Below are 19,659 nucleotides of genomic sequence, written 5' to 3' on the forward strand. Positions count from 1 at the left end.
TGGAAAATTTGGTCATCTGTGAGTACACTGGTTTCTTTGTTTGCCTGCCACCCCGACTCCGTATGAAAGCGCTCGCTCCCGGCACCGTTATTTTTCACCGCCACCGCGGCTATGGCGTCATCACGTCCGTGAATCTGCTGACGGGCTGGATCGCCGCCCGTTTCGGCAGCGAAGCGCGCACCCTGGACCTGAACCTGTCGACCGACGACGTGCAGTTTGCCGATGGCGAAGCGATCCTGTTTCGCCGCGCGCCGCCCGACCGCATGCCGCATGCGCGTCTGATGGCCATGGTGCGCGAGCTGCACCAGGCCGGCTATCAAAAACTGTATCTGTATTCTTGGCCCAAGCCGTCCGGCCTGCACTGGCGCTGGCATTTGTTTACGGGGCCGCGCGACTGGATGCAGCGGCCCTGGCGCGAAGGTTGGTACGGTTCGGGTGCCGATTACAACGTCAACCCCGTGATGGGCTGGGGCGATACGCCCGGTGCCACCACCGGCGAGCTGATCGATGCCCTGGCGCGTTTCGATCCGCAAGGCCTGGCGCAGGCGCTGGGACGGGACGACGACCATAGCGACTGGTTTGGCCGCGTCTGCGACGCTCTATTACCCAACTATATGTACAGCCTGGACATGCAGCGCACCCCGGGCGAGCCCTTGCAAGACATGCCGCCCGTGCCGGTGGTCGCCGTGCGCGCCGGCGTGGCGCCGTATGCCGGGCCGGACATCGCCTGGCCACCCGGCTGGGCCGGCCTGTGGCGCGGCCGGCACGCGCTGCCCGCGCCCGCCATCCGCATCACGGGCGAGCCTGACCTCATCAAGGGGTTTCAGCGCTCCTGAGGGGCTTGCCGCGCATGCTGCAACACCTCGGGATGGAGCAGGCGCGTGCATTCATGCTGCGCAAAATCGACGATGTTTTGCAAGGCGTAGCGGAAATACAGTTCATAGCTGTCACGCTCGACGTAGCCCAGGTGTGGCGTGGCCAGCACGTTCGGCAGCAGCAGCAATGGCGCACCTGGCGCCAGCGGCTCGTCCGTGAATACGTCCAGCGCGGCCGCGCCCGGGCGCCCCTGCTGCAGCGCCGCTTCCAGAGCGCCCTCGGCCACCAGTTCGGCGCGGCTGGTGTTGACGAAAAGCGAGTTTGGCTTCATGCGCGCCAGGTCCTCGGCTGTTACCAGGCCGCGCGTCGTCTCGGACAGGCGCAGGTGCAAGCTCAATACGTCCGCTTGTTCAAAGAAGGCTACACGCGAGGTGGCGGCCGTATCGCCGGCCGCGACGGCCGCCGCGCGGCTCGCTTCGCTGCCCCACACGAGAATGGTCATGCCGAAGGCGCGGCCATAGCCGGCGATCAATTGACCGATCTTGCCGTAGCCCCAGATCGCCAGGGTGCGCCCCTTGAGCACCGTACCGAGCATGTTGCGCGCCGGCTCGATGGATGACGTTTGCCACAGCCCTTCCTGTAAATGTTGCGCGTACGGCACGATCTTGCGCTGCGCCGCCATGATCAGCGCCCACGTCAGTTCGGCCGGCGCCGTGGGCGAGCCGATGCCTTCCGCGATGGCGATGCCCAGTTCCGTGGCGGCCGCCACATCGATGTGGCCGCTGACCTTGCCCGTTTGCGAAATCAGTTTCAGGTTCGGCAGTTTCGACAGCAAGGCGCGGTTGAAACTGCTGCGTTCGCGGATCAGCACCAGCGCGTCGAACGGCGCCAGGCGGATGGCCAGCTGACCCAGGCCCCGCGCCGTATTGCTGAACACTTTGACCTCGTGGCCATCGAGCAATTTGAAACAATCGAGGCCGCGCACGGCATCCTGGTAATCATCGAGTATGGCAATTTTCATGGTGGATGGCCGATTTTAGTAAGGATTTGGTAGGGAAATAACAGGATACGGGAAATGCTGAATAGCCTACTACATTAGTCAAGCTATTCTCCTACATTTTTGCGAGAATAGCTGATTGGCGGGTGTACAATCGCCGGCACTTTTGAAGCTTCCTGAGTATAGTTATAACGCAAACTGTTCCCGCAGCCTGGGTGCATGATCCAGGTAAACGACACCAGAGCCCTGCCCGCGTGAGGACGCCGCCCGCAGTGAGCCGCAGCCACCTCTCAACGATGCTGCCCGTCTTGCCGGAATGACCAGAATTTCTTTTATTGGTATTGGAGGTAATATGAATCAGCCCGTCATGGGTGGCGTCGCCGCACTCAACGTCCCAGCTTATATTAAACAACAGAAACTGATCAACTGGGTGGCCGACATTGCCGCGCTGACCAAGCCGGAGCGTATTTACTGGTGCGATGGTTCGCAGGAAGAGTACGAGCGTCTGTGTGCCGAAATGGTTGCCAGCGGCACCATGAAAAAACTCAACGCCGAAAAGCGCCCGAATTCCTATCTGGCCTGCTCGGACCCGAGCGACGTGGCCCGTGTCGAAGACCGCACGTATATTTGCTCGGCAACGAAAGAAGCGGCCGGCCCGACGAATAACTGGACCGAGCCTGGCGAAATGCGCCACACCCTGAACGGCCTGTTCGATGGCTGCATGCGCGGCCGTACCATGTACGTCGTACCCTTCTCGATGGGCCCGCTGGGCTCGCCCATCGCGCACATCGGCGTGGAACTGTCCGATTCGCCGTATGTCGCCGTGAACATGAAGGTCATGACCCGCATGGGCCGTGCCGTGTACGACGTGCTGGGCACCGATGGCGAATTCGTGCCGTGCGTGCACAGCGTGGGCGCACCATTGGCTGCCGGCCAGCAAGACGTGAAATGGCCGTGCAACAGCACCAAGTACATCGTGCATTTCCCGGAAACGCGTGAAATCTGGTCTTTCGGTTCGGGCTACGGCGGCAACGCCTTGCTGGGCAAGAAATGTTTCGCCCTGCGCATCGCTTCAAACATGGGCTACCAGGAAGCGCAGGCGTCCGACAGCAATCCGGGCTGGCTGGCCGAACACATGCTGATCTTGGGCGTGGAATCGCCGGAAGGCAAGAAGCATTATGTCGCGGCAGCGTTCCCATCGGCCTGCGGCAAGACCAACTTCGCCATGCTGATCCCGCCGGCAAGTTTTAACGGCTGGAAAGTGACCACCATCGGCGACGATATCGCCTGGATCAAGCCCGGTGCCGATGGCCGCCTGTACGCGATCAACCCGGAAGCCGGTTACTTCGGCGTGGCGCCGGGCACGAACGAAAAAACCAATTACAACTGCATGGCGTCCATGCGCGACAACACGATTTTCACCAACGTGGCGCTGACGGATGACGGCGACGTCTGGTGGGAAGGCTTGACGAAAGAAGCGCCAAGCCACCTGATCGACTGGCAGGGCAAGGACTGGACGCCGGCGTCCGGTACCAAGGCGGCGCACCCGAACGCGCGCTTCACTGTTGCTGCTACGCAAAACCCTGTGATCGACGCAGCCTGGGACGATCCGGCCGGCGTGCCGATCTCGGCCTTCATTTTCGGTGGCCGCCGCTCCACTACCGTGCCGCTGGTCACCGAAGCGCGCAACTGGGTCGAAGGCGTCTACATGGCCGCCACCATGGGTTCCGAAACGACGGCTGCGGCCGTGGGCCAGATGGGCGTCGTGCGCCGCGATCCATTTGCCATGTTGCCGTTTATCGGCTATAACATGAGCGATTACTTCCAGCATTGGCTGGACATGGGCGTCAAGGTGGGCAAGGTCAACCCGGCGGCCCTGCCGAAGATCTACTGCGTCAACTGGTTCCGTACGGACGAGGCCGGCAAATTCGTCTGGCCTGGCTTCGGCGACAATATGCGCGTGCTGAAGTGGATGCTGGAGCGCATCGAAGGCACGGCAGGCGGCGTGGAAAACCTGTTCGGCACGACGCCGCAGTATGGCGACCTGAACTGGGATGGCTTGCCATTCACGCAGCAACAGTTCGACACCATCACTTCGATCGACAAGGCGGCGTGGCGGGAAGAATTGAAATTGCATACGGAGTTGTTTGAAAAACTCGCGTATCATCTGCCGCAAGAATTGGCAGATCACAAGGCTGCGCTGGAAAAGCGGCTGAGTGCATAAAGTTTAGTAGTGGGGGAGAAACACGCCGGCAAAGACTGGCGTGCGATAAATGACACGCCGGCAATGACTGGGGTGCTAGCAAAAAGAGAAACGGCGCGGATTGCATGAGTAATCCGCGCCGTTTTTTATTGCCGGTATAATAATTGTCCTGTGGAAATTATTTGCTGTCATGCCTGCTCAAAACATAAAAAAAACGATCATCATCATTTGCACCGTGGCCGCCTGCCTGCTCGGTAGCAGCGCCCATGCCGAGCACCGCCAGGATTGCGAGAGCATCGAGTATGCCCGGCAGTATGGCGTCACGCTGGAAGCAGGGCTGAAGAGCAATGTCGAGCGCCTGCGTAAGCAGCAGGCGCACTATCACAAGACGCTCGATGGCATGCTTGCAGAAATGAAGCAAGGCGGTATCTGGTCCGATGAGGACGCCGGCCGTTTCTTCCAGACCGTGTGGACGGATGAAGAGGGCAAGGCGGTCGACACGCAGCGCCAGAAGGCTGGCGAGCGCTACAAAGTCCAGGCGATGGCGGCGCAAGCCTGGAATGGCCAACGCGGCCAGTCGCCGGAAATGCTGCGGGGCATGTGCCTGCTTGGGCCGCGCCTGCTGGAAGACGGTGCGGCGCTGTATGAGGCGCTTGAGTACTCCTGGGCCTACTTGCAGACGAAACTGGAACGCGTTGCCAAAGCAAACAAGGTGAGCAAACCCTGACGTTTGTGCGGAAACAAAAAATGGCGCGAATTGTCTGGACAATCCGCGCCATTTTTTCAAGTGTTGCAGCTTATTGCTTCAGCAGCGGCCCCAGGTATTTACCCGTCACGCTGGCCGGGTTCAACGCCACGTCTTCCGGCGTGCCCGTGGCAATGATCTGCCCGCCACCGGCACCCCCTTCAGGGCCCAGGTCGACCAGCCAGTCGGCCGTCTTGATGACGTCCAGGTTGTGCTCGATGATCACCAAAGTGTTGCCCTGGTCGCGCAGGCGGTGGATGACTTTCAACAGCAGGTCGATGTCGTGGAAGTGCAAGCCCGTGGTCGGTTCATCGAGGATGTACAGGGTACGTCCCGTGTCGCGTTTGGACAATTCCAGCGACAGTTTGACGCGCTGCGCTTCGCCGCCAGACAGGGTGGTGGCGCTCTGGCCCAGTTTGATGTAGCCCAGGCCCACGTCGAGCAGGGTTTGCAGCTTGCGCGCGATCAAGGGCACGGGCTTGAAGAATTCATGCGCCTCTTCCACCGTCATGCCCAGCACTTCCGTGATGCTCTTGCCCTTGTAGTGCACTTCCAGGGTTTCGCGGTTGTAGCGCTTGCCGTGGCACACATCACATGGCACGTAGACATCGGGCAGGAAATGCATTTCGACCTTGATCACGCCATCGCCCTGGCACGCTTCACAGCGGCCGCCTTTCACGTTGAACGAGAAGCGTCCTGCGCTGTAGCCGCGTTCCTTGGCCGTCGGCACGGTGGCGAACAGATCGCGGATCGGTGTAAACAAGCCCGTGTAGGTGGCGGGGTTCGAGCGCGGCGTGCGGCCGATGGGCGCCTGGTCGACGGAAATAACTTTGTCGAAATGTTCCAGGCCGCTGATCGATTCGTGCGGCGCCGGTTCCGTCTGCGAACCATACAAATGGCGCGACAGGGCCGGATATAAAGTATCGTTGACGAGCGACGACTTGCCGGAGCCGGACACGCCCGTCACGCACGTCATCAAGCCCACCGGCAAGCTCAGCGACACTTTTTTCAGGTTGTTGCCCGTCGCGCCAGTAATGACCAATTGCTTTTCCGGATTGCTGGCGTGGCGCTTGGCTGGTACGGCGATTTTCAGCTTGCCGTTTAGGTATTGCGCCGTCAGCGATTTCTTGTTCTTGAGAATGTCTTGCAGGGTGCCTTCGGCGATGATTTCGCCACCGTGCACGCCCGCGCCGATGCCCATGTCGACGATGTAGTCGGCCGTGCGGATGGCGTCTTCGTCATGCTCGACCACCAGCACGCTGTTGCCGATGTCGCGCAAGTGTTTTAGCGTTTCGATCAGGCGGTCATTATCGCGCTGATGCAAGCCGATCGACGGTTCGTCGAGCACATACATGACGCCCGTCAAACCGGAGCCGATTTGCGACGCCAGGCGGATGCGCTGTGCTTCACCGCCCGACAGCGTGTCGGCGCTGCGGTCCAGCGACAGGTAATCGAGGCCCACATTGTTGAGGAACTTCAGGCGCGAAATGATTTCTTTCACGACCCTGTCGGCGATCTCTTTCTTGGCGCCCGTCAGTTTCAGTTTTTCAAAGAATTCCAGGGTCTCGCGCAGCGGTTTTCCCGCCACCTCATAGATGGCGCGCTGCTGCTTGCCCGTGCCGACCTTGACGAAGCGCGCTTCCACGCGCAGGCGCGCGCCATCGCATGAGGGGCAGCATTTTTCATTGATGAACTTGGCCAGTTCTTCCTTGACGGCCATCGAATCCGTCTCGCGGTAGCGGCGCTGCAGATTGTTGACCACGCCTTCGAACGTGTGTTCCTTGATGACGGTGCGGCCCCGTTCGTTGACATAGGTAAACGGAATCACTTGCTTGCCGGAACCGTACAACACGGCTTGCTGGGCATTCAGTGCCAGCTGCTCGAACGGCATGTCCAGGTCGAATTCATAGTAGGCGGCCAGGTTCGACAGCATCTGGAAATAAAACTGGTTGCGGCGGTCCCAGCCCTTGACGGCGCCCGAGGCCAGCGACAGATTCGGGAACGCGACGATGCGTTTCGGGTCAAAGAATTCGATGTGCCCCAGGCCATCGCATTCCGGGCAGGCGCCCATGGGGTTGTTGAACGAGAACAAGCGCGGTTCCAGTTCCTGCAAGGAATAACCGCACACATTGCAGGCGAATTTATTCGAATACACGTGTTCCTTGGCGGTATCCATTTCGTAGGCGATGGCGCGGCCATCGGCCAGCCGCAGGGCCGTCTCGAAACTTTCCGCCAGGCGCTGCTTGATTTCCTGGTTCACCTTGACCCGGTCGATGACGACGTCGATCGTGTGTTTTTCGGTTTTCTTCAATTTCGGCAGGTCATCGACTTCATAGATTTTCGCCGCATGCGTGCCGCTCTGTACGCGAAAGCGCACGAAGCCCTGCGCCTGCATCTGCTCGAACAGGTCGACATGTTCGCCCTTGCGATTCGCGACGACGGGCGCGAGGATCATCAGTTTGGTGTCTTCCGGCATGGCCAGCACGGCATCGACCATTTGCGATACGGACTGGGCGGCCAGCGCGTTTTCCGGATGGTCGGGGCAGTACGGCGTGCCCACGCGCGCGTACAGCAGGCGCAAATAGTCGTGGATTTCCGTCACGGTGCCCACCGTCGAGCGCGGGTTATGCGATGTTGCCTTCTGTTCGATGGAGATGGCGGGCGATAAGCCCTCGATCAGGTCGACGTCCGGTTTTTCCATCAATTGCAGGAACTGGCGCGCGTACGCCGACAGCGATTCGACATAGCGGCGCTGGCCCTCAGCGTACAAGGTGTCGAAGGCCAGCGAAGACTTGCCGGAGCCGGACAGGCCGGTAATCACGATCAGCTTATTGCGCGGCAAATCGAGATTGATATTCTTGAGGTTATGCGTGCGAGCGCCGCGAATGCGGATCTGTTCCATGTGATTGCCTTGCTTTCAGTGAGTGGTGCGGCCGGCGCATTGTGCCTGGGTGCAGATGAGGAGCCACAACGGGTCAACCTGTAACTATAGCCGGGTTTTGCTCTGCATGCCTGAGGCGTCCATGGGCGGATTGCGCCGCCGGGCGAACGTGCCCCGACAAAGTTTGATACAGATGCGTGCAGATGTTTAAACACTGTATATAATACCAGTATTCAAGTTTCTTGTTTTCACCTGCCATGAAAAAAACGTGCTGCCGCACGGGAGAGGGCGTCCGCCAGAAAGCGTGTGCTTTGCGCCGCGTGGTCGCTTATAATCCTCGTTTAGTACACTAAACTAACGCGCGGGACACCGGCTCCCGCTGCAGTTCATCAGGAGTTATTCATGGCATCAGTCAACAAAGTCATCATCGTCGGCAATCTGGGCCGTGACCCGGAAATCCGCTACATGCCTAGCGGCGACGCGATCGCCAACATCGCCGTGGCCACTTCGTACAAATCGAAGGACCGCAACACGGGCGAACAAAAAGAATTGACAGAGTGGCACCGTATCTCGTTCTTCGGCCGCCTGGCGGAAATCGTCGGCCAATACCTGAAAAAAGGCTCGTCCGTCTACGTCGAAGGCCGTCTGCAAACCCGTAAATACACGGACAAGGACGGCGTCGAGAAGTACGCAACCGACATCATCGCGGAACAGATGCAAATGCTGGGCGGTCGCTCCGGCATGGGCGGCGACGCCGGCGGTGGCGATGACAGCTACGGTGGCGGTGGCGGCTACGACGCCCCGGCCCCGGCCCCGGCCCCGCGCCAGGCACCCGCTCCGCGTCCAGCCCCGGCACCGGCACCACGCCCGGCACCGAAGCCAGCACCGAACTTCTCGGATATGGATGACGATATTCCGTTCTAAGACGCAATACGGCTCATCTGTAAACAACGCCTCGCGAATCTTTGATTTGCGAGGCGTTTTTATTGGAGGTTTGGGTCTCTTTTCGGTGCTGCCGGCCTTCAGTTCAAACGGATAAGCGCTCTCTTCCTTGATCTATGTCGGTTATCGCCATCATGGCTCACCCTATAATTTAAGGACTGCTCTCGGCACTTCATCCGCAGTGCCACACCAGAATAGGGAGACCATGGTGGCTATTTCGACCAAAGCGCCCCTGGTTGTCGATCTTGACGGCACGCTGACGCCAACCGATACCCTGCTTGAATCCGTCGTCAAGGTGGTGAAGCAATCCCCGCTCAATTTGCTCCGCATGCCGTTCTGGCTCATGCGAGGGCGGTCAGGCTTCAAGGAAGCCATTGCAGCGCATGCCAGCATCTCGGGCGAACACCTCCCTTACCGTGCGTCACTGCTGGATTACCTGCGCGAGGAAAAGCGGAAGGGCCGCATGATTGTCCTGGCGACGGCGGCCCACCATTCGATTGCCTGCAACGTGGCCAGGCACCTGGGCCTGTTTGACAAGGTGCTGGCGACGCAAGCCGGTCACAACCTCAAGGGCAGGGCCAAGCTGCAAGCCATTCAGGAGCAGGTAGGGCCATGCTTTGTGTATGCTGGCGACAGCAAGGCAGATATCCCCATCTGGCAAGCCGCCAAGGCGGCGGTGCTGGTCGATGTCGCCTGGCGTACGGGCCAAACCGTTCGACGGCATGTACCGATCGAACGCGAGTTTCCGGGTGAGAGCGGCGGGTTGGGCGTGTGGATGAAAGCCCTGCGTGTCCACCAGTGGTTAAAGAATCTGTTGCTGTTCGTCCCCCTGCTGACGGCATTCTCATTCCTCGACCTGGGCAAGATGCTCACCATGGCCGTGGCCTTCATGGCTTTCTCCCTGGCCGCCTCCGCCAGCTACATGGTCAACGACCTTTGGGACCTGGAAAGCGACAGGGCACACCCCCGCAAGCGGCTGCGCCCTTTTGCCAGTGCCCGCCTGCCGATTCTGACGGGTCTGGTCGTGGCGGCGGCGGCGTTGCTCCTGGCCCTCGTTCTGGCCTTTTCGGTGTCCCATGCCTTCCTCCTGATGCTCCTGCTTTACCTCGTGCTGACCAGCGCGTATAGCTGGGTGCTCAAGGAATACGTGCTGATTGACGTGCTCATGCTATCGCTGCTGTATACCCTGCGCATCCTGGCCGGTTCGGTTGCCATTGGTACCGCCACCAGTTCCTGGTTGTTGGCTTTCTCGGTCTTCATGTTCCTCAGCCTCGCCCTGGTGAAGCGCTGTGCGGAGCTGCTCACCCTGGAAGAGAATGGCAAGGCAGCCACGCGTGGACGCGATTACCGGGTGACCGATCTGGCGGTGTTGTGGCCCCTGGGGGGCGGGGCGGCCCTCTCTGCCGTGGTGGTGTTCGGGCTGTTCATCAGTGCGCCGGAAACGCAGGGGCGCTATGGCACCCCGCAAATGCTGTGGCTAGTTGCCCTGGGATTGATTTACTGGCTTGCGCGCCTGTGGGTGAAAACATCCCGGGGGGAAATGCACGATGACCCGGTGATTTACGCCCTCAAGGACCACGCTAGCCGCATGACCGTATGCGCCATGGTGGCCATCATGCTGGGAGCGCATTTCCTCGTATTGGGTACCTAACCATGAAAACGCTCTGCATTGCCATCCTGAGCATCGCGCTATCCGTCATGGCGCAGTTCTCATTGAAGGCCGGCATGTCCGGTGCAGGGGTGAAGGCAATGATGGCAGAGCCCAAGTCTTTCATGACCCTCATCCATATCCTCACGGACAAGTATGTCCTGGGGGGCTTCTTCTTGTATGGCTTGGGCGCGGTGGCCTGGCTTGGCGTGCTGTCGCAATGGGAGGTGAGCAAGGCCTATCCCCTGGCAGGCCTGGGATTCGTGCTCACCCTGCCCATCGCTTACCTGCTAGGCGAGCAGGTAAGCATGTCCCGTGTGATTGGCGTGGCGCTGATCTGTGCAGGGGTGTGGTTGGTGGGGAGGAGTTGATGAATGATAAACATGATACCCAACAACAGCAAGATTGGCTGTGGCTGGCAATCATCGCAGGCCTCGGCTGTGCCCTGAGGGTTGCGGCGATGGCCGGCTTCCAGCATGTGCCAGAAAACGATGAACTTGCCTACAGGAGTATGGCGCTCAACCTGCTTGGCGGACACGGAATTGTCGACAGCATGGGCAACCATGCGATGTATAACGTGGGCTATTCCCTGTTTATTCTCGCCCCCGTCTTTTTCCTCTTCGGCGAAGACCTCCTGGCGGTTCGCCTGGTAAACATGTTCCTGGGAGGGGTGGCAATCATCCTGTGCTATCTGGTGGCCAAGGAAGCGGGCGCAGGCAGGTTGGGGCGTCGCATCGCCGCACTCGCCTGGGCGCTGTACCTTCCGAACGGCATCTATGGGATGTATCTGGCCAAGGAAAACTTGATGATTCCCCTGATGCTGGGGGTCATGTGGTGCGCACTGAGATTGGCGCGTCAGCCCTCGAATACAGTGGCAATCGGGTGCGGGGCACTCTTGGGTCTGTTGGCATTGACTGGCAATGCTGCCTTGTCATTGCTGGCGGTCGTTGCCTTGGCGTTGCTGCTGTCTCCCGCATCGATGGTTCAGCGGGTAAGCATGGCCATGCTCGCGCTGTCAGTTGCGTTGGTGATGTCTGGCCCATGGCTGCTCAGGAACCTGCAAGTGATAGGCGCACCTGTCTTGAACACCAATGGCGGCTTTAATCTCTATTTGGGTAACAACCCGGCTGCGACAGGCATGTTTGTTTCCATCTCGGAGACACCACGTGGCCCTACCTGGGATGCCCTTCGGAAAACGGGAGAAGTCCAGGCCTCCGAGACCTTGAAACAGGAAGCTATTTCTTGGGTGCAGGCCCATCCAACTGCGTTCCTGACGTTGGCCGTGAAGAAAGCGGCTTACTTCTGGACGCCCCCCTTCCATGAGGGCAAAGGAGATCAGTCGTCGGCAGAAAAGCTGGTTCGTCTTTTGTGGGCGATACAGTTCCTGGTCCTGCTTGCCGCTGCGATTGGGACGCTGCTGATTCCAAGGCTAAGAAATCGGCAGGTCGCCCTGCTCTGGCTGGCGCTCGCGTGCTACACCGGCGTTCACATGTTGTTTTACGTGATACTCCGATACCGTGAACCCATCATGCCGGTCCTGGCAGTGATGGCGGGCCTGGTGCTTGAATCACTTGTGGCCGCCCGCCCCCAGGCAGCGAATCTGGCCAGATAAGATCGGCGCAGTACTCTCGACTCTTTTGCGCCCCTTGCCGTCATGCTGACGCAGACTCAATCGCGCAGCCGCATCTCCAGGCTGTAATTCGCCACCGCATTCCTGCGTGCCGCGTTGCGCATCAAATATACCTGCACGGTGTACTCGCCATCGGCCGGCAGTTTCGCCTGGTAACTGTTGCCGCTGGTCGAGCCGATGAATAGGGCTTCGTCCTGGCCTGGCTGGCGGATGTTGAAGTAATTCGATGACTGATTGGTCTTGAGCTTGACGCTGAGGGTCTGGCCGGCCTTGCCAGTGAGCGTGTATTCGGCCGTGGCGTAGCCCTTGATTTTGCCTTTCACGCTGTGCGCGTTCTTGCCTGCCGTCAATTCGACGTTTTCCTTGTGGACCGGATCGGCGCTCCAGGCGGGCGTGGTGAAAACGAGGGCCGCCAGCAGCAGGCTGGCGCGGAGGGGCAGTGGACGACGCAGCATATGGCACTCCTTTGAACGTGGATGAATAAGCAGGTGATGATGAGGCCATTCATCTTACGCCAGCGGCTGTCAGGCGCCTGTACGGCAGCGCGCGCATGGCCAGTTCGAGGATGGGTTTTTTCCCCTTTCTTGATCCAGGTACTTTTTTTGGCTGCGCACGTTTCAAGCTGAGGAAAAATTTCAATTTCAGGTAGGCTGAAGTGTCACTACGCTGCGGAACCGGCCGCGGGCGCTGCTGCGCCGGACCGGTTTTTTGCTGCTCTTTTTCCCTGTACTGAAAGGAACGCAAATGGGTATTTCCGGAAAAGTCGCGCTGGTCACGGGTGCAGCGCAAGGTATCGGCAAGGCCATCGCCTTGCGCCTGGCCAAGGATGGCGCCGATATCGCGCTGGTGGATTTGAACCAGGACAAGCTGGACACGGCTGCCGCCGAAGTGCGCGCGCTGGGGCGCCGCGCCGTCACCTTCATTGCCGACGTGTCGCAGCTCGATCAGGTGAGCGCCGCCGTGGCGTTTGCCGAACAAGAATTGGGCGGCTTCGACATCATCGTCAACAATGCCGGCATCGCGCAAGTACAGCCCTTGCTCGACGTCACGCCGGAAGAAGTCGACCGCATCATGCGCATCAATGTGCAAGGGACGCTGTGGGGCATCCAGGCGGCCGCCAAGACGTTCAAGAAACGCCAGCAGAAGGGCAAGATCATCAATGCCTGTTCCATCGCCGGGCATGACGGCTTCGCCCTGCTGGGTGTGTATTCGGCCACCAAGTTTGCCGTGCGCGCGCTGACGCAGGCGGCGGCCAAGGAACTGGCGGCCGACGGCATCACCGTCAACGCGTATTGCCCCGGCGTTGTCGGCACCGACATGTGGGTCGACATCGACAAGCGCATGGCCGAACTGACTGGCGCCGAGCTGGGTGCGACGTACAAGAAATACGTGGACGGCATCGCGCTGGGACGTGCCGAGACGCCGGAAGACGTGGCGGGGCTGGTCTCCTTCCTGGCGGGGCCGGACTCGGATTACATGACGGGCCAGGCGCCGCTGATCGATGGTGGACTGGTGTACCGTTAAAACACTGACGGCATAAAAAACAGGCCACGCTGTCGGTGACGGCGTGGCCTGTTTGCGTTGGTTCAAGCAAGCCCTAATTGAACGTGATTTCCTTGCGGTTATCGCGCGGGACGCGGTCGATCATCTTGTTGTAAGGATCAACACCCACTTCGAACGGTTTGTCCTTCACGGTGATGGTGATCACCGGGTCGCTGCCCGACACCCTGCGCTTGTCCGTGAACAGGACTGTTTCATCCTTTTCTTTGGCGCCAGGGGAGCGCGCGAAGATGGCGATTTCCACCGGCTCGTCATAGGCACGCGCGCTTTCCTTGCCCTTGCCGTCGGACTCCAGCTTGGCCAGGTGCAACTGCATGGTGACATCCCACTGGCCATCCTTGCGCTGTACGGCCGACGCCTGCGTCACGCGGTTGTCGTAGAAGACGATCTTCTCGAACAGGTCCGTGATCAGCGCCTGCTTGTCCTGCGGCGCTTCGGCGCGGATGTAGGCCAGCAGTTCCAGGGTGGTGGTGAACGGCGCCTGCTGATAGCCCTTGTCCTGCAGATAGCGTTTCAGGGCACGGTTCAGGGCTTCCTCGCCGAGCTCGTCGCGCAGGCGGTAGAACACCAGGCTGCCTTTGTTGTAGTGGATGTATTGCTGTCCTTCCACGCGCGCCAGCGGCTGTTCCTCGATGGCTTCGCCGCCGCGCCCGCTCAGGTAGCGGTCCAGTTCATAGCGCAGGAAGCGGCGCATTTTTTCGCGGCCATATTCCTTTTCCATCACCATCAGCGCCGAGTACTGCGACAGCGATTCCATCAGCATGGTGGCGCCCTGTACGTTGGCGCCGATCACCTGGTGGCCCCACCACTGGTGTGCCATTTCATGCGCCGTGACGTAGAACACGTAGTCGATGTCATCCTTGTCGCGCAGGTCGGCGATGAAGCCGATGCCTTCCGAATACGGAATCGTATTGGCAAACGACTGCGCGAAGCTCTGGTAGCCGGGGAATTCCAGGATGCGCACCTGCTTGTGCTGGTAGGGCGTGAACTGGGTGGTGTAGTAATCGAGCGACTTTTGCACGGAGGTAATCATGCGATCCGTGTTATAGCCATGCTTTTTATCAAAGTAAATTTCGATCGGTACGCCATGCCATTCGCCTTTCTTTACCTCCCAGCGGGCCGACAGGTAGGCAAAGAACGGCATCATCGGCTGGTCCATCTTGTAGCGGTAATAGCGGCGGCCATCCTTTTCCCAGCTTGCCTGCAGGTAACCAGGCGCCAGCGCGATCTGCTCGCCGCTGGTGGAGACGGTGGTGTCGAAATTGATCCAGTCCGCTTCATTGCCAAAGACGGTGTTGCCGTAGGCCGACTTGTCTTCCAGCTTGGCCATGCGCTGCGGTTCGCCCAGGCCCCGTTTGCGCCGTTCGTTGCGATCCGTCAACTCCATTTCCTTCGCGTAGCCGAAGTGGGGGAAGAAGGCCTGGTTGTTGAAGAAGCTGCCGTTCAGGTTGACCTGGTCCGGCGCGCCGTCGTTGGTGAAACCCTGATGCGTGACGGCCACCGTGAAGTCCAGCGGCAGGGTGGCGCCCGGTGCCAGCGGTTGCGCCAGCTTGAGGATGCTGAAGCCGAGTTCCTTGTCGTCGAGCGCGACCTTGTGCTCAGGCAAGTTCAACCAGTGCGTTTCCAGGTCCGGGTTGAGCTGGATGCGCAGGGTGTCGAGTGGCTGCTGCGTCTTGTTTTGCAGCACGTAGTGGCCCTTGATCAACACCTTGCGTTGCTCAGGATAGATATCCACATCGGCCTGGATGTCGGTGATCTTCAGCTGCGGCAAGCCCTTGTATTGCTTGTACAATTTCTCGTAGCGGGCCTGCTTGTCCATGCCGATGTCCGACGTCTCGTACTTGTTCAGCACGTTCGTGTTGTAGAAGATCCAGCCGCCCGTGCCTGCCCAGCACAGCACGACTACGGCCAGAGCGGCGCCAGCGCGGCCTTGCAGGCGCTGGCGGGCCAGGCGCACGCGCGCGCGCCAGTCGACGGACAGGCCGCGCACCCAGAACGCACGGGCCAGCATGATGAGCGCCACGGTAAACAGGCTCCAGTACAGGGAGAACCAGGCCCAGCCGGTCAGGAAGTGGCCATAGCCATTCATGTCCGAATACTTGATGGCCGGCGTGCCGCCGAAGGCGTACAGATTGTGTTCCAGATGCAGCATGCCCAGCACGGCTTGCGCCACCATCAGCAGGATCACCAGCAGGTAGCCGATGAACTTGTTATTCGATAGCACTTGCAGGGTGAGGGCGCACAATCCCATCAACACGAAGAAGAGGGAACCGAGCAGGGTGCCTTTCAGGTACAGGCCCAGCTCCACGGGCGCACCGCCCTTGACGAGCTGGAAACCGATGGCGGTGATGACGCCCACCAGCAGGTAGCCGGCGATGACGCCGATCAGGGCCGTGCACTTGGCCAGCAGGGGCACCCAGCCGGGCACGGGCATGGCATCGCTGACGTCAGCGATCTTGACCTGGCGCTCCTTGAAGATCAGCTCACCCGCATAAAAGGTGACGATGATGATCAACAGGAAGCTGAAGCTGTTGTTGATGCTTTGTAACATCAAATGGGTCATCGGATACACGGCCGTGCCGTACATGTTCTTGCCCACGCTGGAGCCGGCGATCAGGTTGATGATGCCGAACAGCAGCATGACGAGGAAGGGCACGCTCTTGAAGACGCCGGCGGCATCGAAGCGCAGGATCTGCCACCACTGGCGCCAGGCCGTTGCCGGGGTAAAGGTGGGAATGCTGCGCGGCAGGTGCAGCGGCGCGGTGACGGCCGGCGGGGCCGCAGGCGTCTTGTGCTTGCCGAACAGGCGCTTGCCCGTGCCCGTGCGCTGCGGTTTGAAGAGGATCACGGTGGCGGCAAACAGCACGACGGTAATGCCCAGCCACAGCAAGCGGTTGGCCAGCAGGAAACCGGACAGTGGCGGCAGGCTGGCATTCGACTCGGCGGCCGTGAAGTAGCGCGTCATGCGGCCAAAGGCGCGCACGCCGAAGGGGTCGAGCAGCACGGCATACCATTCATTGTTGATGTCGCGCGTAAATACCCCGGCCATGGCCCACAGCACGAAAAAGCCCAACACGCCCACGTACACGAGCATCATCGAACGCGTGGTGGCCGCCAGCAGCATCAGCAGGGCGCCGATGAAGAGCAGGTTGGGGATGACGATGACGGCGAAGCTCCAGGCATACGCATGCAGCGAGAACGCGCCCACGCGCTGCGCATCGACCCAGGGCATGACGGGGCCGAGCATGGTGGCCAGGGCAATGGCGACGAAGATCACCAGGCAGGCGACAAAGCCGGCGGCGAAGCGGCCGAACAGGTAATCCCACTTGCGCATGGGCGTGGCGAACAGCATGTCGGCCATGCCCACTTCGCTGTCGCGCAGCACGGCGCCGGCGATGAAGACGGTGACGAGAAACATCGCCAGCAGGCTGAAGATGCCCAGCATCTGCGCCACCACCGTGGGAGCGTTGCGGTTGATGTTGCCGATGGCGCCACCGATCTGCACCGAGTCGCTGGTGGTGGCGCCAAAGGCCATCAGGGCCATGATGATTGCAAAGACCCACAGCAGCGGCTGTTTCAGCTGGTAGACGAGGTCAAACTTGAAAAATTCCTTCCACATGGCGGCCCCTTACGCTGCCACGGCGGCTGAGGTGGCCGGTGCGGCAGCGGGAGCAGCGGCGCCGTGGCGGGCAGCGTTGCGCACGTGCAGGAAATACACGTCTTCCAGATCGGCGGCGATCTGCACGAAGCCGCTGTCGGGCTGGCTGTCGGCATACACATTGATTTGCGGCTTGCCGCCCACCAGGCGCGTCGACAGCACGTTCAAGGTTTGCTGGTACTGCGCCAGTTCTTCCGTCGTGACACTGCGGCGCCAGACCTTGCCGTGCAAGGTATCGATGGCCGCCTGCGGCTCGCCCTGCACCAGCACCTGTCCCTTGACGATCATGGCCATGCGCGGGCACAGGTCCGTCACGTCATCGACGATGTGCGTCGACAGAATCACCACCACTTGTTCGCCGATCTTCGCCAGCAGGTTCAGGAAGCGGTTGCGTTCGTCCGGGTCCAGGCCGGCAGTGGGCTCATCGACGATCACCAGGCGCGGTGCGCCCAGCAGGGCCTGGGCGATGCCGAAGCGCTGGCGCATGCCGCCCGAATACGTGCCCAGGTTGCGCTTGCGCGCTTCCCACAGATTGGTTTGCTGCAGCAAGGCTTCCACGGCTTCCTTGCGCGGGCCCTTTTCCGTCAAACCTTTCAGGACGGCAAAGTGGTTGAGCAAGGTTTCCGCACTGACCTTCGGATAGACGCCGAAATCCTGCGGCAAATAGCCGAGCTGGCGGCGCAAGCCAGCCTTGTCCTTGAGCACATCGAGGCCATCGAAATGGATGCTGCCGCTGTCGGGATCTTGCAAAGTGGCAATGGTCCGCATCAGCGAGGACTTCCCTGCGCCATTCGGTCCCAGCAAGCCGAACATTCCGTTGGGAATCTCCAGGCTGACATCGTTGATGGCCTTGACGCCATTGGCATACGTTTTGTTCAGCTGTTTGATCGATAGCATGTGCAGCACTCTCCAGAGCTTGGGTCTAAAAAGCCGGCAGATACCTGTCTGCCGGTCTGTGCAAGGGGGTCGCCCCTGTTTTCTGTCAACCGCGATGGCGGATGTTACTTAAAGACAATAATATATAAGCAATTGGGAAAAAAGTAATCTTTTTGCGACCGGAGGCGGAAAGACGGGCATGAAATGCCCCAGGCGGGGATGAGTGACGGTGATAAGATCGCGCACTGGATCGACACCACCGTGGAGGAAAGCTTTTCATGCATGCCATACACAAGATCATCACCTTGCGCGCCATTGCCCCGGGCGAAGAGGAGGCACTGGCGCGGCTGTTTCAACTGTACTGTTATGACAATTCCGCCTGGAGCGGCGAGGCGCTGCTGGCCGATGGCCGCTACGATGTGTGCGATGCGGGGCTGGCGTCGTATGTGCACGCAGCCGGCCATTCGGCCAGCTGGATCGAGGTCGATGGAGAGTTGGCCGGTTTTTTCATCACGGAGCCTGGCATGGCGGGTGAGCTGGCAGTGCAGGAGTTCAGCGACTTTTTTATTCTGAAGCAATACCGGCGCCGGGGCGTGGCGCTGGAAGTGGTGCGCAGGGTGCTGCTGGACAGCGCGCAGACGTGGCTGGTGGCAACGTTTCGCGACGATGCCGCTGCCTGCGCGTTCTGGCGTCACGCGTTTGCATGTCTACCGTTTGCCAGGGTCGAGGCGTACGACGATGCGGCCTTGCCGCAGTTCCAGCTGACCTTGCTGAAACCGGCGGCCTGAGCGCGTTTAGAAGCGCACTTTCACATACGCCGACGGTCCCGTCAGGCGAATGTTCAGGTCGGCATTGCGTTCGCTGTCGCGGTGCAGCTTGATTTTCGAAATGCCGTAATCGGCCACGAAACCGATGTTCTTGAACGGAAACCATTCCACGCCGACATTCCCGCCGTAGATATGACCGTTGATGCGTCCGCCGTTTTTCTTGATGCCCGACGCTTCCACATACATGCGCAAGTCTGGCGTGAAGGCGTGGCGCCAGCCCACTTCCAGCAGCGGCGCAAACGCGTGCTCGCCGATGGAGTCGCGCGCCGTGGCCGTTTCGCCATTGACGACGCCGGTGGCCGTGCCGTTCAGGTTAGCATGGTAGTAGGCGGCACCCAGACCGATGCCGAAGGTGTCGTTGCCGCTGCCCAGCCACCATTTATAGGCCAGCTTGGCCAGGTCCAGCTTCAGATCCGCATTCGCCGTGGCCGTACCCGTGACGGGCTGGCCATTGATGATGGTCTCGCCCGTCAGGCTTGGCGTGTAGGATTTGTCGTAGCGGTAGTAGTCGAATGCCAGGCCGTGGCGGTCGCCGATCAGCACATCCGCCTTGATGCGCGGGATGGTCGTGTGGCTTTGCTTCGATTCGGGCGCGTCGATGCGGCCAAACTGTGTGTCGGCGCCGATATTGATGCGCGGATCGGCGGAAAATGCCCCGACCGAGATGCTGACACGGTCCAGCGTGGGCGATGGCTCGGCCCGCGCCGTGGCGGCCGCCGTGGCCATGCCCAGCACACCCAGCATCATGGCACCGCGTAAGGCGAGGTGGTGCGGACGTGGTGGGGACAGGCGGGCAGACACGGACATGGAAAACATGGGGCAACTCCTCAAAATAAAGTGAAAACTGTCGCGACGCTTGGGCGGCCCACGCTGGGC

Annotated in this window: 16 protein-coding genes; 9 read left to right on the forward strand and 7 right to left on the reverse strand. The window is 60.4% G+C overall.

The annotated features are described in order from the left end of the window. Window positions 1-62 precede the first annotated feature (62 nt). Window positions 63-836, forward strand: a complete 774-nt coding sequence (locus ACP7EG_RS23850) for an L-asparaginase (RefSeq protein ID WP_426089561.1) — start codon at window positions 63-65, stop codon at window positions 834-836. Here ACP7EG_RS23850 and ACP7EG_RS23855 read toward each other — a convergent pair. Beyond that, window positions 824-1,837, reverse strand: a complete 1,014-nt coding sequence (locus ACP7EG_RS23855) for a D-2-hydroxyacid dehydrogenase family protein (RefSeq protein ID WP_426089562.1) — start codon at window positions 1,835-1,837, stop codon at window positions 824-826. The genes ACP7EG_RS23850 and ACP7EG_RS23855 overlap by 13 nt on opposite strands. A 328-nt stretch (window positions 1,838-2,165) precedes the next feature. Between ACP7EG_RS23855 and ACP7EG_RS23860 the strand changes: the two genes are divergently transcribed. Continuing rightward, a complete protein-coding gene (locus ACP7EG_RS23860) occupies window positions 2,166-4,037 on the forward strand; it encodes a phosphoenolpyruvate carboxykinase (GTP) (protein WP_426089563.1) in 1,872 nt (623 codons plus the stop codon). Window positions 4,038-4,206: 169 nt separating this feature from the next. Next, complete coding sequence (locus tag ACP7EG_RS23865) at window positions 4,207-4,743, forward strand: hypothetical protein (RefSeq protein ID WP_426089564.1); 537 nt, start codon at window positions 4,207-4,209, stop codon at window positions 4,741-4,743. A 70-nt stretch (window positions 4,744-4,813) separates the two neighbouring features. On the opposite strand, the gene uvrA is transcribed toward ACP7EG_RS23865, so the two are convergent. Beyond that, the gene (gene uvrA, locus ACP7EG_RS23870; protein ID WP_426089565.1) at window positions 4,814-7,663 is read right to left on the reverse strand and encodes an excinuclease ABC subunit UvrA; all 2,850 of its coding nucleotides are present in this window, start codon (window positions 7,661-7,663) and stop codon (window positions 4,814-4,816) included. A gap of 381 nt (window positions 7,664-8,044) precedes the next feature. Between uvrA and ssb the strand changes: the two genes are divergently transcribed. From ssb to ACP7EG_RS23890, 4 genes are all read left to right on the forward strand, one after another. Next, window positions 8,045-8,566: a single-stranded DNA-binding protein gene (ssb, locus tag ACP7EG_RS23875; RefSeq protein ID WP_426089566.1), complete on the forward strand. Its 522-nt coding sequence runs from the start codon at window positions 8,045-8,047 to the stop codon at window positions 8,564-8,566. 223 nt (window positions 8,567-8,789) lie between these two features. Then, window positions 8,790-10,235 carry a UbiA family prenyltransferase gene (locus ACP7EG_RS23880; RefSeq protein WP_426089567.1) on the forward strand — a complete coding sequence of 482 codons (1,446 nt, stop codon included), beginning with the start codon at window positions 8,790-8,792 and terminating at the stop codon, window positions 10,233-10,235. A gap of 2 nt (window positions 10,236-10,237) precedes the next feature. Then, window positions 10,238-10,603, forward strand: coding sequence for a hypothetical protein (locus ACP7EG_RS23885; RefSeq protein ID WP_426089568.1), 366 nt, complete (start codon window positions 10,238-10,240; stop codon window positions 10,601-10,603). Next, complete coding sequence (locus ACP7EG_RS23890; RefSeq protein WP_426089569.1) at window positions 10,603-11,844, forward strand: glycosyltransferase family 39 protein; 1,242 nt, start codon at window positions 10,603-10,605, stop codon at window positions 11,842-11,844. The genes ACP7EG_RS23885 and ACP7EG_RS23890 overlap by 1 nt, the downstream gene beginning before the upstream one ends. A gap of 56 nt (window positions 11,845-11,900) precedes the next feature. Here ACP7EG_RS23890 and ACP7EG_RS23895 read toward each other — a convergent pair whose 3' ends face one another. Both ACP7EG_RS23895 and ACP7EG_RS23900 read right to left on the reverse strand, forming a co-directional pair. Continuing rightward, window positions 11,901-12,317 carry a hypothetical protein gene (locus tag ACP7EG_RS23895; protein ID WP_426089570.1) on the reverse strand — a complete coding sequence of 139 codons (417 nt, stop codon included), beginning with the start codon at window positions 12,315-12,317 and terminating at the stop codon, window positions 11,901-11,903. 49 nt (window positions 12,318-12,366) lie between these two features. Further along, the gene (locus ACP7EG_RS23900; RefSeq protein ID WP_426089571.1) at window positions 12,367-12,606 is read right to left on the reverse strand and encodes a hypothetical protein; all 240 of its coding nucleotides are present in this window, start codon (window positions 12,604-12,606) and stop codon (window positions 12,367-12,369) included. On the opposite strand from ACP7EG_RS23900, the gene ACP7EG_RS23905 reads away from it, so the two are divergent. Then, on the forward strand, window positions 12,607-13,386 hold the full coding sequence (locus ACP7EG_RS23905) for an acetoin reductase (protein WP_426089572.1): 780 nt from the start codon (window positions 12,607-12,609) through the stop codon (window positions 13,384-13,386). A 73-nt stretch (window positions 13,387-13,459) separates the two neighbouring features. Here ACP7EG_RS23905 and ACP7EG_RS23910 read toward each other — a convergent pair whose 3' ends face one another. Further along, window positions 13,460-17,041, reverse strand: a complete 3,582-nt coding sequence (locus tag ACP7EG_RS23910) for a M1 family aminopeptidase (protein WP_426089573.1) — start codon at window positions 17,039-17,041, stop codon at window positions 13,460-13,462. Between the two features lie 9 nt (window positions 17,042-17,050). Next, window positions 17,051-17,977: an ABC transporter ATP-binding protein gene (locus ACP7EG_RS23915; protein WP_071075057.1), complete on the reverse strand. Its 927-nt coding sequence runs from the start codon at window positions 17,975-17,977 to the stop codon at window positions 17,051-17,053. 257 nt (window positions 17,978-18,234) lie between these two features. Here ACP7EG_RS23915 and ACP7EG_RS23920 point away from each other — a divergent pair, with 257 nt between their 5' ends. Then, window positions 18,235-18,744 carry a GNAT family N-acetyltransferase gene (locus tag ACP7EG_RS23920; protein WP_426089574.1) on the forward strand — a complete coding sequence of 170 codons (510 nt, stop codon included), beginning with the start codon at window positions 18,235-18,237 and terminating at the stop codon, window positions 18,742-18,744. 6 nt (window positions 18,745-18,750) lie between these two features. On the opposite strand, the gene ACP7EG_RS23925 is transcribed toward ACP7EG_RS23920, so the two are convergent. Beyond that, complete coding sequence (locus tag ACP7EG_RS23925) at window positions 18,751-19,599, reverse strand: hypothetical protein (protein ID WP_426089575.1); 849 nt, start codon at window positions 19,597-19,599, stop codon at window positions 18,751-18,753. Between the last annotated feature and the right edge of the window lie 60 nt (window positions 19,600-19,659).

Origin of the sequence: Janthinobacterium sp. PSPC1-1 (assembly GCF_049897625.1) — a bacterium.
In the GTDB taxonomy this organism is placed as follows: Bacteria; Pseudomonadota; Gammaproteobacteria; order Burkholderiales; family Burkholderiaceae_D; genus Janthinobacterium; species Janthinobacterium tructae.